General features: G+C 69.8%; 13 protein-coding genes. 2 read left to right on the plus strand and 11 right to left on the minus strand.

Annotated features, from left to right (window positions below; genetic code table 11):
• Positions 1–102: 102 nt before the first annotated feature.
• The 7 genes from ACFV9G_RS22345 to ACFV9G_RS22375 form a co-directional block, all read right to left on the minus strand.
• The gene (locus ACFV9G_RS22345; protein ID WP_378730013.1) at positions 103–759 is read right to left on the minus strand and encodes a thymidine kinase; all 657 of its coding nucleotides are present in this window, start codon (positions 757–759) and stop codon (positions 103–105) included.
• Positions 760–769: 10 nt separating this feature from the next.
• Complete coding sequence (locus ACFV9G_RS22350; RefSeq protein ID WP_378730015.1) at positions 770–1,387, minus strand: CGNR zinc finger domain-containing protein; 618 nt, start codon at positions 1,385–1,387, stop codon at positions 770–772.
• Positions 1,388–1,427: 40 nt separating this feature from the next.
• Positions 1,428–2,045 carry a pyridoxamine 5'-phosphate oxidase family protein gene (locus ACFV9G_RS22355; protein WP_378730017.1) on the minus strand — a complete coding sequence of 206 codons (618 nt, stop codon included), beginning with the start codon at positions 2,043–2,045 and terminating at the stop codon, positions 1,428–1,430.
• Between the two features lie 111 nt (positions 2,046–2,156).
• Positions 2,157–3,275 carry an alkaline phosphatase family protein gene (locus ACFV9G_RS22360; RefSeq protein WP_378730019.1) on the minus strand — a complete coding sequence of 373 codons (1,119 nt, stop codon included), beginning with the start codon at positions 3,273–3,275 and terminating at the stop codon, positions 2,157–2,159.
• Between the two features lie 6 nt (positions 3,276–3,281).
• Positions 3,282–3,866 carry a DUF5998 family protein gene (locus ACFV9G_RS22365; protein WP_378730021.1) on the minus strand — a complete coding sequence of 195 codons (585 nt, stop codon included), beginning with the start codon at positions 3,864–3,866 and terminating at the stop codon, positions 3,282–3,284.
• 72 nt (positions 3,867–3,938) lie between these two features.
• Positions 3,939–4,109, minus strand: coding sequence for a helix-turn-helix domain-containing protein (locus ACFV9G_RS22370; RefSeq protein ID WP_378730089.1), 171 nt, complete (start codon positions 4,107–4,109; stop codon positions 3,939–3,941).
• Positions 4,110–4,112: 3 nt separating this feature from the next.
• Positions 4,113–4,904, minus strand: a complete 792-nt coding sequence (locus ACFV9G_RS22375; RefSeq protein ID WP_378730023.1) for a GlxA family transcriptional regulator — start codon at positions 4,902–4,904, stop codon at positions 4,113–4,115.
• Positions 4,905–4,955: 51 nt separating this feature from the next.
• On the opposite strand from ACFV9G_RS22375, the gene ACFV9G_RS22380 reads away from it, so the two are divergent.
• Positions 4,956–5,345, plus strand: a complete 390-nt coding sequence (locus tag ACFV9G_RS22380) for a cupin domain-containing protein (RefSeq protein ID WP_378730025.1) — start codon at positions 4,956–4,958, stop codon at positions 5,343–5,345.
• 4 nt (positions 5,346–5,349) lie between these two features.
• On the opposite strand, the gene ACFV9G_RS22385 is transcribed toward ACFV9G_RS22380, so the two are convergent.
• Positions 5,350–8,052, minus strand: coding sequence for a GNAT family N-acetyltransferase (locus ACFV9G_RS22385; protein ID WP_378730027.1), 2,703 nt, complete (start codon positions 8,050–8,052; stop codon positions 5,350–5,352).
• A gap of 49 nt (positions 8,053–8,101) precedes the next feature.
• Positions 8,102–8,329, minus strand: a complete 228-nt coding sequence (locus tag ACFV9G_RS22390; protein WP_378730029.1) for a type II toxin-antitoxin system VapB family antitoxin — start codon at positions 8,327–8,329, stop codon at positions 8,102–8,104.
• Positions 8,330–8,506: 177 nt separating this feature from the next.
• Here ACFV9G_RS22390 and ACFV9G_RS22395 point away from each other — a divergent pair, with 177 nt between their 5' ends.
• Positions 8,507–10,969, plus strand: a complete 2,463-nt coding sequence (locus tag ACFV9G_RS22395) for a DNA topoisomerase (ATP-hydrolyzing) subunit A (RefSeq protein WP_378730031.1) — start codon at positions 8,507–8,509, stop codon at positions 10,967–10,969.
• 137 nt (positions 10,970–11,106) lie between these two features.
• Here ACFV9G_RS22395 and ACFV9G_RS22400 read toward each other — a convergent pair whose 3' ends face one another.
• Positions 11,107–12,090, minus strand: a complete 984-nt coding sequence (locus ACFV9G_RS22400) for a cyclase family protein (RefSeq protein WP_378730033.1) — start codon at positions 12,088–12,090, stop codon at positions 11,107–11,109.
• A gap of 14 nt (positions 12,091–12,104) precedes the next feature.
• Positions 12,105–13,277, minus strand: coding sequence for an alpha/beta hydrolase family protein (locus ACFV9G_RS22405; protein WP_378730035.1), 1,173 nt, complete (start codon positions 13,275–13,277; stop codon positions 12,105–12,107).
• Positions 13,278–13,299: the final 22 nt, after the last annotated feature.

The following is a 13,299-nucleotide window of genomic DNA, read 5'->3' on the forward strand; positions in this document are numbered from 1 at the left end:
CAGGACCAACACGGTCCCGTCCGCGCTCGAGGGGACCGTGTTGGTCTCGACACGCTCGCTGGCGCTCGCGGCTCGACCAGCGTGACGGCTCGACCAGCGGTGTCAGCCGAAGGGCAGCGGCTCGGGCGCCAGGGAGACCGACTGGGCCCGGGCCGCGGTCAGTCGACGGCGGTGGTGCTGGCGGCAGAGGACCTCGTAGGAGACCGCGCTGGGCGCTGTGCCGGAATCACCGTCGGTGTCGCCGACGACGACCTGGTCACCCTCGGTGACCATGACCCCGTCCTCGACACGGGCGTTGTGGGTGGCCCGCTTGCCGCACCAGCACAGCGCCTCGACCTGCAGCACCTCGGTCTTGTCGGCGAGCTCGACCAGACGAGCGGCGCCGGGAAAGAGCCGGGTGCGGAAGTCGGTGAGGATGCCGAAGCAGAAGACATCGATCTGCAGCTCGTCGGTGATCTTGGCCAGCGCCTCGATCTGCTCGGGCGTGTAGAACTGCGCCTCGTCGCAGATGAGGTAGTCGATCCGGGCGCCGTGGGTCAGCGCGTCGACGGCGTGACGCCAGAAGTCGAAGTCGTCGGTGACCTCGATCGCGTCGTGGGTCAGACCCAGCCGCGAGGTGACCACCGCCTCTCCGGAGCGGTCGTGGACGGTGAAGATCAGCCCCACCCTGCCGCGAGCGGCGTGGTTGTGGTTGGTCTGCAGGGCGAGGGTCGACTTCCCCGCGTCCATCGTCCCGGTCCAGAAGGTCAGCTCAGCCACTCGCGGAAGCCTAGTGGGCTGCGGCGCGGCCCGTGGCAGGACCCTCATGGCCGGACTTGTTCCGCCGATAGTGGCGCGCGACCCGGGCCCGGTTTCCGCAGCCCTCGGAGCACCACTCACGACGTGGGTGGTCGCGGACGAAGTAGAGGACGCAGCCGGGGCCGCCGCACGCCTTCAGCTCGTGGGGCGCGTCCAGGGCCAGCACATCGGATCCTTCCAGCGCGACCAGGTTGAGCTCCCGCTGTAGACCGGAGCCGTCGGTGAGCCACTGGCGCGCGTAGCCGCCCTGCGGGCCATGGCGCAGGGCAGGCGCGCAGTGGGACGTGAACTCGTTGAGCACCGAGAGCGCCGCTTCGCTGCTGAGCCCCTCCGAGACGCTGTGCTGCCTTCCGTCGCCGGTCACCTCGGCGGCCAACCGGCGCAGCGCGTCCCGCAGCGCCCGGGCCCGGCCCAGATCGTGCTCGTCCAGCTCCTGGTGGCGACCGAGCCCTGCCTCCTCGGCCCAGGCCCGCAGGTGCGCCGCGCTCTCCAGGGAGTCGTGCAGAGCCGTCCGGTCGGCCCAGATCGTGTTCATCAGGCGTACGGCTCGGGGCTGGTTCGGATACAGCACCGGCACCTGCAGCTCCACGGTGTCTCCTCCGTCGTCGGTCTAATGGCCAGTCTAGGTCTCAGTCGTTACTCTGCCGAGCGAGGGCAAGCTGGGCCTCGAGCTCGCTGATCCGCTCGGTCAGCTCCGCGACGGTGTTCCGGGCAACCGCCAACGGCACCAGCTGCGGGATGTGCTGCTTGCAGTTCCAGTCGAAGGCCTCGACGTCGATCAGGATCCCGCGCTCGACCCGCGCCGGATGGCCGACGGGAGCCAACGAGCCGACCAGGTCGGGGTCGTCCTCGGGCTCGACGACCCGTGCGCGACCGAAGATCTTCATCCTGGCCTGCAGCTGGTAGTCGATCAGGAACAGCGAGACCCGGTCGTCGTGGTCGAGGTTCCCGCGGGTGATGTACTGCCGGTTGCCCCGGAAGTCGGCGAATCCCAGCGTGGTCTCGTCGATCACCTTCAAGAACCCGGGCGGCCCGCCACGGTGCTGGACGTAGGGCCACCCCGTCTCGCTGACCGTGGCCAGGAAGAAGCTGTCCCGCGAGGTGATGAACGCGGCCTCTCCTCGGCCGATGCGGTCCGGCACGCTCTCGTCCTCGATCATGCGCGCGTACGCGGCGGCGCTCCCGTGGACCGCCTGGTGCTCCGCCACCAGCGGCGTGAACGCCACCTCCCCGTAGTGGCCGGTCATCGCCGGCCCTCGACTCTGTGCTCACCCATGGCCACGCTCTCCCTCCGGACACAGCGAGTGTCTCTAATGGTTACGTAGGTTGTAACCATTAGAAGCGAGGTTCATTCCCCGCTAGGAGACCAGCAGCGGAATGAGCATCTCGTCCGGGGTCAGTGATCCGTGCAGCCCGACCAGCGTCGTCTCGTACTGGAACAGGCTGGTCGAGACGACCGCGTGCTCGCCGTGGGAGGCGACGATGACGTCGCCGAGCCGCGGCAGCACCGATGGGGTGACCGGCCCGAACCAGCCGCGACGGATCGCGGTCTCCCGGGTCATCACCTCGGCCTTGTCGCCCAGGGTCGCCGACCAGGTCGCGACCACGTCCTCGACCGCGCCGCGCGAGCAGTAGAGATGCCGGAAGCGGGCCTCACCGCCGACCAGGGCGACCCCGTCGCGCAGCTCGGGGAAGTCGTCGATGTCGGTGCGGGAGGTGGCGGGCGAGTCGACCATGCCGTGGTCGGCGAGTACCAGCAGCCGTACGGACGGATCCAGGGCGTCACGCAGCTGCTCGGCCTCGGCGTCGATCATCGAGAGCTGCTGCAGCCACGGCGAGGAGGCGACACCGTACTTGTGGCCGGTCCAGTCTAGGTCACCGTCGTAGAGATAGGTCAGCGAGCCCGGCACCCGCGAGAGCGCGACCGCCGAGGCGATCCGCTCCCCGACCCGGTCGGCGCCGACGAACTCCGCGCCCCGGTGGGCGGCGATGGTCAGCCCCGAGCCGCCGAAGGCCCGCTTGTTGATGACGGTGACCGGCACCCCGGCCTCGCCCATCCGCTGGAAGACGGTCTGGTTGGGCTGCCACTCGACCGGGTCGACGTCCTTGCGCCACTGCAGCGCGTTGAGCAGGTGCTCGGTGCCGGGGATCCGGGAGGTGTAGCCGACCAGTCCGTGCCCGCCGGGCGTCAGCCCGGTGCCGAACGAGGTCAGGCTGGTCGCCGTCGTCGAGGGCACCCCCGCGGTGCCTGCCTCCTGGTCCTCGCTCAGCGAGGCCAGGAACGGCGCCGCGTGCGCATAGCGGCGCAGCAGGTTGGTGCCCATCCCATCGACCAGGAAGACGACGTACGCCGCCGCCGAGGGCAGCTCGAGACCAGATCGCCCGTTGCCCAGCGGGATGTCCATGGCAGCCGCGACCGCCGGCAGGACATCACCCAGCGAGCGCTCCCCGTAGGCGGGGGCGAGAAACCCGGTCACCGATCCCTACCGGCGGTGGGTGCGAGCCGAGAGCGATTCCGCGAAGGAGAGCAGGCGGGCGACCGAGTCGTGACCGTCGGCGGCGGCCGAGACGCGCAGCGAGAAGTCGTCGGGGGTGAGCACCCCGGTGTAGCCGTGGTCGGCGTCGCAGTTGGGGTCGGAGCAGCCCGCGGGCTCGAGGTCGACGCGGTTGACGCCGCCCCAGCCGATGGTCATGACCACCTCGGCCGGCTTGCTCGAACCCTTGGTCGGGTTGGTGATCATCCGGGTCACGACCACGGAGTTGACCGAGTCGATGCGTACGGCCTCGGTCGAGGTCGAGGTGTAGGGCTCGGGCAGCAGGTCGTCGCCGGCGTGCTCGTCGGTGTGGGCCAGGATCAGCCGCGTCGGGGTCAGCACCAGCACGGAGAGGTGGCGGCGCACCTCGTCACGGTCGAACGTCGGCTCGTGGTGCAGGAAGAAGGAGGACACCTTCTCCCCCGCCACGGCGGAGGCGACGCAGTCGGCCACCACCTCGGGGTAGTAGCCGGTGCGGTCGATCTCGGCGCGCAGGTCGTCGGCGCGGTCGAGATCCTCGGTGCGGGTGCTCATGACGCCCATACTTCCACGGTCCGCCACAGGCCGCCTAGCCGCGGACAGGTCGTCGCCCGGGATCACCACGGTTCACACCGAGAAGGTGCGTCGGTAGGCGGTGGGCGTCAGACCGGTGTGCCCGGCGATACGGTCGCGGAGGTTGGCGGCCGTCCCGAGGCCGGACCGACGGGCGATCTGCTCGACGGACAGGTCGGTCTGCTCGAGCAGCCGGCGGGCGTGCTCGACACGGACCGCGGTCAGCCATTAGTTCGGGGTGCACCCCAGCTCGCTGCGGAACCGGCGGTGCAGGGTCGCCGGGCTCATCGCGGCCCGGGAGGCGATGTCGGCGACCGTGATCGGTTCGGTCGCCCGCTGCTCGGCCCAGAAGAGCGCCGCGGCGAACGGGCTCTCCACCTCCTTGGGGAGCGGACGTTCGATGAACTGACGCTGACCGCCGGGACGGTGCCCCGGGAACACGAGCCGGCGTGCGACCGCCGCCCCGATCTCGGCTCCGTGGTCGCGACGCACCACATGGAGCGCGAGGTCGAGGGCGGCAGCGCTGCCGGCCGAGGTGAGGATGTCGCCGTCGTCGACGAACAGGACGTCGTCCTCGACGTCGACCTGGGGATATCGCGCTCGGAACTCCTCGGCCCACTGCCAGTGCACCGTGACGCGCCGCCCGTCCAGGACGCCTGCTTCGGCGAGGGTGAACGCGCCGCTGCACATCCCGATCATCCGGGCCCCGCGGTCATGGGCACGCGCGATCGCGTCGAGCACGTCGGGATGGTGGGGCGTGGCCGTGTCCGGACGGTTGGGAACGATCACCGTGTCCGCCTGTTCCAAAGCTGACAGACCGGCGATCTCCGTCATCGCGAAGAAGCTCTGCCGCATCGACACCTTCGGCTCCCGAGCACACATCCGGAAGTCGTAGAGCAATCCGCCGACCTCGGGCCGGTCGATCCCGAGGACCTCGGTCAGGCACGCCAGCTCGAACGGGTTCGACCCGTCGTCGACCAGAGCGACCACCGAGCGCAGATGCGAGGAATCTTTCGTCACGCGTCATTTCTCGCACTGTTGGCGCAGATGCGCAAGGTCCAGGATCGAGTCATGACGAGCACGAGCACCAACATCGACACCGTCCTGAACACCTTCGAAGAACGCTGGAGCCCTCGGATCCTCACCCGGGTCAACGACTACGACGTCCGCCTGGCCAAGGTCGAGGGCAGGTACGTCTGGCACTCGCACCCGGACACCGACGAGCTGTTCGTCGTCCTCGAGGGCAGTCTCGACATCCACCTGCGGGAGTCCGGGGCGGAGACGACGGTGCACCTCGAGCGCCACGACGTCTTCGTCGTTCCCCGCGGCGTCGAGCACTGCCCGCAGTCGACCGGCGGCGCGAGCATCATGATGCTCGAACCGGCTGGGACCCTCAGCACCGGCGACTACGCGGGAGCGATCCCGGACCACATCACCTCGACGACCGGGATCGAGGCCTGAGCGGCTAGCCGGGAAGGGTGTCTCCCACCGCCGGGTTGAGGCGGCGTACGAACCAGTCCGAGCGCGGATCGGCGACCAGGTCGACCCTGGCACCGGCGGTGAGGACGGCGGATCCCTCGAGCCCGACGAGGACCAGCGAGAGGTCGAGCGAGGAGATCTGCGGCAGGTCGTTCTGCAGCTGGGCGACCCTGAGCACGAGCCGCTCGATCTCGTCGACGTCGACCATGTCGCCGCCGCGGTAGCCGAAGAGCATCGGCGCGGCCTTGATCTCGCGCACCATCGAGGCGGCATCGCGCTCGGACAGCGGTGGGATCCGGTAGGCCTTGTCGGCCACCAGCTCGGTGATCGGGCCGGCGATGCCGAAGGAGACCACGGGGCCGAACAGCGGGTCCTCCATCGAACGGATCCCGACCGGGACACCCGGAGGCGCGGTGCGCTGCACGGTGAACCCACCTGTCTCGGGCGGGATCCGGCTGGTGATCAGCTCCCAGGCCTCGGTCATCTCGTCGACGTCGTCGATGTTGCGTACGACATGGGCCTGGTCGGGGCGCTCCCGGACGCTCTCGACGGTCGCCTTGAGGACGACACCCCAGCCGAGGTCCTCCGCGGCGGCGATCGCCTCCTCGAGGGTGCCGACGCTATGGGTGTTCCACAGCTTGATGCCGTAGGCGGCCAGCACCATGCCCAGGTCCTCGCGGCTCAGGTCGCCCCCGGCCGGGCGTGCGGCGAGCACATCGGTCACGATCTTGCGCGCCGTGCGCGGGTCGCACTCGTCGGTGCTGAGCCACGGGGTCTCGCCGTCGGCGGAGCGCAGCCACACGGCGTACTCCACGACCTTGGCCAGAGCGCGTACGGCCGACTCCACCGAGGAGTAGGACGGCACCGAGCCGCGACCGGCGGTCGAGCCGGCGACATCGGGGACGCGGAGCAGCTCGGGGACACCCTCGGCGCCCAGGAAGCTGGTGACCAGCGGCTTGTCGGACTGCTCCCCCACCGCGGCGAGCACGTTGGCGATCTCCTCGCCGGAGACGTTGAGCGGCGGGATGTAGACCGAGATCACCGCGTCGACCTCAGGGTCGTCGATGGCCGCGTCGAGCGCATCCTCGAAGTCCTCGGCGCTCGGCTCGGTGGGAAGCGGGACCTGCTTGTTGACCTGCAGGCCCGCCGAGACGGCGGCGTCGGCGGCCAGCAGACCCAGGGCGTCGGAGTTGCCGACGATGGCCACCCGCCGGCCGCGCGGAAGCGGCTGGTGGGCGAGGAGCTGGGCGACGTCGAACATCTCGTCGAGGGTGTCGACCTGGATGATCCCGGCCTGGCGGAACATCGCGTCGACGGCCGCCGGCGGGGCGCTGATCTTGCGGACCGCGTGACCCATCGGCACACCCTGGGTGGTGCGGCCCGAGCGGACCGCGACGATCGGCTTGCGCAGCGAGACGCGGCGGGCGATGCGGGAGAACTTCCGCGGGTTACCGATCGACTCGAGATACATCATCACGACCTCGGTCGAGACGTCCTCCTCCCAGTACTGCAGGAGGTCGTTGCCGGAGACGTCGGCGCGGTTTCCGGCGCTGACGAAGGTCGACAGGCCCAGGCCCCGGTTGTTGACCTTCTCCAGGATCGCGGAGCCGAGCGCACCGGACTGGCAGAAGAAGCCCGCACGGCCGCGCGGCGGCATCGTCGGGGCGAGGCTGGCGTTGATCTTGACCTGCGGGTCGGTGTTGATGACTCCGAGCGCGTTGGGCCCGATCAGCCGCAGCCCGTAGGAGCGGGACAGGTTCACCAGGCGCCGCTGCCGCTGCCGACCCTCCTCACCCGTCTCGGCGAAGCCGCTGGAGATGACCACGAGCCCGTGCACGCCCTTGGCGGCACAGTCGAGCACGACGTCCTGGACCGCGTCGGCGGGCACCGCGACGATCGCCACGTCGACGTCGTCGGGGATGTCCTGGACGCTCTTGTAGGCCGGCATGCCGCTGACCGCGGTCGAGCTGGGGTTGACCATGTAGACCCGGCCGGTGAAGTCGCCGATCACCAGGTTGCGCACCAGCGCCTGGCCGATGGTCTCCTGTCTCCGGCTGGCGCCGATGACCGCGACCGAGCGCGGGTTGAAGAAGCGGTGGATCGAGGCGGACTCGGCCTCGTGCTCGCGGAGGGCGAGGCGGCCGACCGCGGTGTCGGTGACGTCGATCCCGAACTGCAGCGAGATGACTCCGTCCTCGTAGACGCTGGCGACCTTGTAGCCGGCGTCTCGGAAGGTCTGGATCATCCGCGCGTTGTCGGGAAGCACGTCGGCGGTGAACTTGGTGACCCCACGCTCACGCCCGGCCTGGGCGAGGTGCTCGAGCAGGATCTGCGCGATCCCCCGGCCCTGGTAGTCGTCCTCGACGAGGAAGGCGACCTCGGCCTCCCCGGGCTTGACCACGTCGTAGCGCCCGACCGCGATCATCCGGCCTCTGAGCGTGAGGATGAACGCGACCCGGTCCTTGTGGTCGACCTCGGTGAAGCGCGCGACATCGCGTGCGGACAGGTGCGGCATCGGCGAGAAGAAGCGGTAGTACTTCGACTCGTCGCTGACCCGGTGGTCGTAGAAGTCGACCAGCAGGTCCTTGTCCGCCGACCGGATCGGCCGGATGTGTGCCGTCCGCCCGTCGCGCAGCAGCACGTCCGCCTCCCAGTGGGAGGGGTACGGCGGGGTCTGCTGCGCGGTCACGAGAGAAATCTAGCGGGAGACGCCAGCCTCTCGCGCGCAGCAGCCGCCGTCAATGACGTACGACGTTGGCGCGGTCACGCTCGTTGAGCACCCGCCAGCCGTCGTAGTCCCAGTTCCGCGCGAGCTTCTGGGCGTGCTTGGGGGCGTCGCCCTCATGGTTGCGGATGACGAGTTCGCGCACGGCGAACTCCACCGCCTCCTGGGGCGTGGTCGCGCCGGAGATCCGCTGGATCTCCGCGAGCAGCTCGTCATCGATCTCGATCTGGGTGACAGCCATCTTCAAGCACCTCCATGTGCGTTGAACCGGTGACTCCTGGACGGTTTGTTCTCTACAGCCAATGTACGCGGATGCGCGGCGTACGGAAGGCCGACCCGGCTCGGATCCGATCCCGAAATCGGCACAGTCGGCGAGCCCGGTGTGGCGTTCGCACAGGGATTCGAGACAATGCCCCTTATGGCACGCGGCAAGACCACCCAGGACGTACCCGACGATTTCGAGGAGCACATCCTCGACACCGACATCGGGGACGAGATGCGGTCCTCATTCCTGGAGTACTCCTACTCCGTCATCTACTCCCGGGCACTGCCCGACGCCCGCGACGGTCTCAAGCCCGTGCAGCGCCGGATCCTCTACACGATGAACGACATGGGCGTACGTCCAGACCGCGGCCACGTGAAGTGTGCCCGCATCGTCGGTGAGGTGATGGGCAAGCTGCACCCGCACGGCGACGGCGCGATCTACGACGCCCTGGTCCGGATGGCGCAGCCGTGGGCGATGCGGCTGCCGATGATCGACGGGCACGGCAACTTCGGCTCCCCCGGCGGTGACGACCCGGCTGCCGCGATGCGATACACCGAGGCCCGGATGGGCCCGGCGGCGCAGGCGATGACCGACGACATCAAGGAAGACACGGTCGACTTCCGGCCGAACTACGACTCGCGGGAGATGGAGCCGAGCGTGCTCCCCGCCGCGATCCCCAACCTGCTGGTCAACGGCGCCACTGGCATCGCGGTCGGAATGGCCACCAACATGGCCCCGCACAACCTGGTCGAGGTCATCTCCGCCGCGCGTCACCTGATCAAGCACCCCGGCGCCGAGCTCGACACGCTGATGAAGTTCATCCCCGGCCCCGACCTCCCCACCGGCGGCACCATCGTCGGCCTGGACGGGATCCGGGATGCGTACGAGACCGGTCGCGGCTCCTTCAAGATCCGCGCCACCACGCGGATCGAGCCGTTCGGGCGCCGCAAGGGCATCGTGATCACCGAGCTGCCGTTCAACATCGGCACCGAGAAGATCATCGAGCGCGTCAAGGTCCTGGTGCAGTCCAAGAAGATCCAGGGCATCGCCGACCTCAAGGACCTCACCGACCGCGAGCACGGCACCCGCCTCGTCATCGAGGTCAAGAACGGGTTCGTGCCCGAGGCCGTCCTCGAGCAGCTCTACAAGATGACGCCGCTGGAGGACTCCTTCGGGATCAACAACGTCGCGCTCGTCGACGGGCAGCCGCGCACGCTCGGCCTCAAGGAGCTGCTCGAGGTCTTCCTGGGACACCGCTACGACGTCGTCCGCCGCCGTTCTCAGTTCCGTCGCGACCGGGCCGCCGACCGGCTCCACCTGGTCGACGGGCTGCTGATCGCGATCCTCGACATCGACGAGGTCATCCAGCTGATCCGATCCTCCGACAACGCCGGCGAGGCGCGCGAGCGCCTGATGTCGGTCTTCGACCTGTCGCAGCCGCAGTCGGAGTACATCCTCGACATGGCGCTGCGCCGGCTGACGAAGTTCTCCAAGATCGAGCTGGAGAAGGAGCGCGACGACCTGCGCTCGACGATCGAGTACCTCGACTCGATCCTCGGCGACGACGAGATGCTGCGGAAGGTCGTCTCCGACGAGCTGGCCGAGGTGTCCAAGACGTTCGGCAACCCACGGCGCACCGTGCTGCTCGCCTCCGCCGGCACCCCGGCGCTCGAGGCGATGAGCCTCGAGGTCGCCGACGACCCGTGCTTCGCGCTGCTCTCCTCGACCGGTCTGCTGGCCCGCTCCTCGGACGCCGAGCCGTTCACCTCCGGCTCGGCACGCACCAACCACGACGTGATCGCCTCGGTGGTCCCGGCGACCGTCCGCGGCCAGATCGGTGTGCTCACCTCCCACGGTCGTCTCGTACGCCTCGGGGTGCTGGACCTGCCGGCGCTGCCGCCGACCCACGGCGACCCGAACCTGTCCGGCGGCCTGCCGCTGTCCGCGCTGCTCGCGCTGGAGTCCGACGAGCGTGCGCTGGCGCTCACGACGCTCGCCACCGACGGTCCCGGCATCGCGCTCGGCACCAGGCTCGGCGTCGTCAAGCGGGTCAATCCCGAGGTGCTGCTCAACAAGGACGAGTGGGAGGTCATCAAGCTCGCCGACGGCGACGAGGTGGTCGGCGCGGCCCAGCTGCGCACCGGCACCGAGTCGCTGGTCTTCGTCACCTCCGACGCCCAGCTCCTGCACTTCCCGGCGGATGTCGTCCGCCCCCAGGGCCGCAGCGCCGGCGGGATGGCCGGCGTCCGGATGGCCCACGGGTCCAAGGTCGTCTTCTTCGGCGTCGTCTCCCCCGACGCTCCCGAAGGGGCCGCGGTCGTGACCGTCGCCGGGTCCTCGAGCGCTCTGCCCGGGACCGAGACCGGCTCGGTGAAGACCACGCCGTTCAGCGAGTACCCGGCCAAGGGCCGGGCCACCGGCGGCGTACGCGCGCACCGGTATCTCAAGGGCGAGGACTCGATCGTCTTCGCCTGGGTCGGCGCCGCTCCGGCGATGGCCGCTGCCGCTTCGGGGGCGCCGATCGACCTGCCCGAGATCGACCCGCGCCGTGACGGCTCCGGGGTGCCGCTGGAGCAGCCGATCGACGCCGTCGCCGGCCCCGTCGCCCACCGCTAGCTCGCTGGTCGAGCCGGACTCGTGAGGAACGAACGAATCCGTGTCGAGACCAACAGGCTCCCCTTCGCGCTCGATGGGAACCGTGTTGGTCTCGACACGCTCGGCCGCAGGCGGCCTCGCGGCTCGACCAGCGGTGGTCAGCGCAGCGCGATCGGGTTCACCGGGGCGCCGACTGCCCCGGTGACCCGCAGCGGTGCGGCGGTCAGCAGGAAGTCGTAGCGGCCGTCCTCCGCACACGCGGAGGCGAGGCCGTCGAGGTCCCACATCTCGCCCAGGAACAGCCCGAGGTGCGGGATGGCGACCTGGTGGAGCGGCTGGAAGGCATCGTCGAACTCGTTGGGCCGGACCTCGAACCCCCAGGTGTCGGTCGCGATCGCAGCGATCTCGGACCGGTGCAGCCAGTCGGCCGTGGTGAAGGAGAGGCCGGGAGCCGGCCCGCCGGCATAGCCACCCCAGCCCTCGCCGGCCGCGACGCCCCGGCGGGCCCGGGTCAGCTGACCGGTGCGTACGACGACGATGTCGCCGCGACCCACGGCCGCGCTCGCACCCTGTGCGGCGATCGTCAGGTCCAGGTGCTCCTCGGTGATGGCGAAGCCGTCGGGGAGCTCGCCGTCGGTCCCGACCGCGCGGCCGACGTCGAGCAGCACCCCGCGACCGCAGACCGCGTCGGCGACCGTCTCGATCCCGGTGACACCGTCGCCCAGCGAGGTGACCACCGTTTCCGCCGGGCGGCCGTTCCAGGCACGTCCGTGGTCGAAGATGTGGCCGAGCCCGTCCCACTGGGTCGAGCACTGCAGCGGCATCGCGATGACGTCGTCCGCACCGCCGATCCCGTGCGGGAACCCCTGGACACCGGTGACCGCGTCGGTGCCGGTGTCGAGCATGGTGTGCACCGGGTTCGTACGCCGCCGCCAGCCGTTCTGCGGCCCGTCCATGTCGAAGGGCAGCGAGAGCGAGTAGGACCGCCCGGTCTGCACCAGCCCCGCTGCCTCGACTCGTTTGGCATCGGTGAGGAAGTTCATCGTCCCGCGGACGTCGTCCTCGCCCCACCGCCCCCAGTTGGAGACCCGGGCGACCGTCTTCGCGATCTCGCCCTCGGGATCGGTCCGGTCCAGCTTCATAGGGTCCGGAGCCGTCACGAGGCGTCCAGCTCGGCGAAGGTGTCGGCGACCCAGTCGGCGATGAAGCCGATGACGTGCGGGAAGTGGTCCAGACCGATGTGCTCGGTGGCGCCCTCCTCAGGCGTGAAGATCCGCAGCTCGCGCTTGGGGCTGTTGACCGCCTGATCGAAGGAGCGATGCGCGTAGGAGAGCGGGATCTGGCGGTCGTTCTCCCCGTGCGCGATGAGGAACGGCACGGTGATCTCCTCGACCACGCCGTCGAGGTTGACCGACTCGGCGAAGTCGATGAAGGTGTCGATGTCGGGCTGCCCCCACACCCACAGCACGTGGTCCCAGTAGTGCGGCACCGGGTTCTCGCCCTCACGGTCGAGGCGTCGCTTCTGCACCGCACCCCAGTCATGGTTCGCACCCCAGGCCACGCACAGCGCGAGCCGCTTCTCGTACGCCGCGGCGCGAGGCGCGTAGTAGCCACCCAGCGACCAGCCCACCAGCCCGATCCGGTCGGCACGGACGTCCGGGCGCGTCTCGAGCCAGTCGACGCAGGCCGCGGCCCACGCCTCGGTGTCGACGCGAGCGGTGAGTCCGTCGAGACGCAGCGCCTCGCCGGCGCCGCCGCAGTCGACCATCAGCGTCGAGATGCCGCGGGCGGCGAGCTCGGTGTGGACGCCGGCACCGACCATCATCTCCTTGGTGGAGTCCAGACCGTTCCACACGATCATGACCGGCGCCGGCGTTCCGTCGCCGTGAGCCGGGTGGAAGTAGGCGGGAAGCGTAGTCTCGCGGCCATCCTCGACGTACGGGACGGCGACCTTGGTCGTCGGCTGGTCGAGCAGCTCGAAGGAGCGGACCAGCAGGTCGACGCTGCGCTGGTACTCGGCGTTGCGACCCGCGTCCTTCGCGCTCTGCATCCGCTCGGCCTGGGAGACGTAGACCGAGGCCCGGAACAGCTTCTGCCCGGCCGTACGCCGATGGCCGGCCTTCTCCGCCTCACCGGCCTGCTCCTCGAGCTGGTCGGCGACCCGCCGCCAGGCCGCCATGAACTCGGCGGTGCCCACGTCGGAGCCCTGCGCGGCCAGCTCCTTCAGCGGCCGGCAGGCGCGGTCAACCTCGTCGATCAGGCCGCCGGAGTTGAGCGTGGCGACCACACCCAGGTTCCACACGTAGTTGCCGGGAAAGTACTCGAACATCTCTTGTCCTCTTCTTGGTGGA

The organism is Nocardioides sp. NPDC059952 (assembly GCF_042730435.1).
Classification (GTDB): Bacteria; Actinomycetota; Actinomycetes; order Propionibacteriales; family Nocardioidaceae; genus Nocardioides.

Coding starts and splice junctions, on each gene's coding strand:
- ACFV9G_RS22365 (WP_378730021.1), bottom strand. CDS start 3,866: ATGAGCACCCGCACCGAGGATCTCGACCGCGCCGACGACCTGCGCGCC.
- ACFV9G_RS22400 (WP_378730033.1), bottom strand. CDS start 12,090: ATGAAGCTGGACCGGACCGATCCCGAGGGCGAGATCGCGAAGACGGTC.
- ACFV9G_RS22355 (WP_378730017.1), bottom strand. CDS start 2,045: ATGACCGGCCACTACGGGGAGGTGGCGTTCACGCCGCTGGTGGCGGAG.
- ACFV9G_RS22380 (WP_378730025.1), top strand. CDS start 4,956: ATGACGAGCACGAGCACCAACATCGACACCGTCCTGAACACCTTCGAA.
- ACFV9G_RS22390 (WP_378730029.1), bottom strand. CDS start 8,329: ATGGCTGTCACCCAGATCGAGATCGATGACGAGCTGCTCGCGGAGATC.
- ACFV9G_RS22405 (WP_378730035.1), bottom strand. CDS start 13,277: ATGTTCGAGTACTTTCCCGGCAACTACGTGTGGAACCTGGGTGTGGTC.
- ACFV9G_RS22395 (WP_378730031.1), top strand. CDS start 8,507: ATGGCACGCGGCAAGACCACCCAGGACGTACCCGACGATTTCGAGGAG.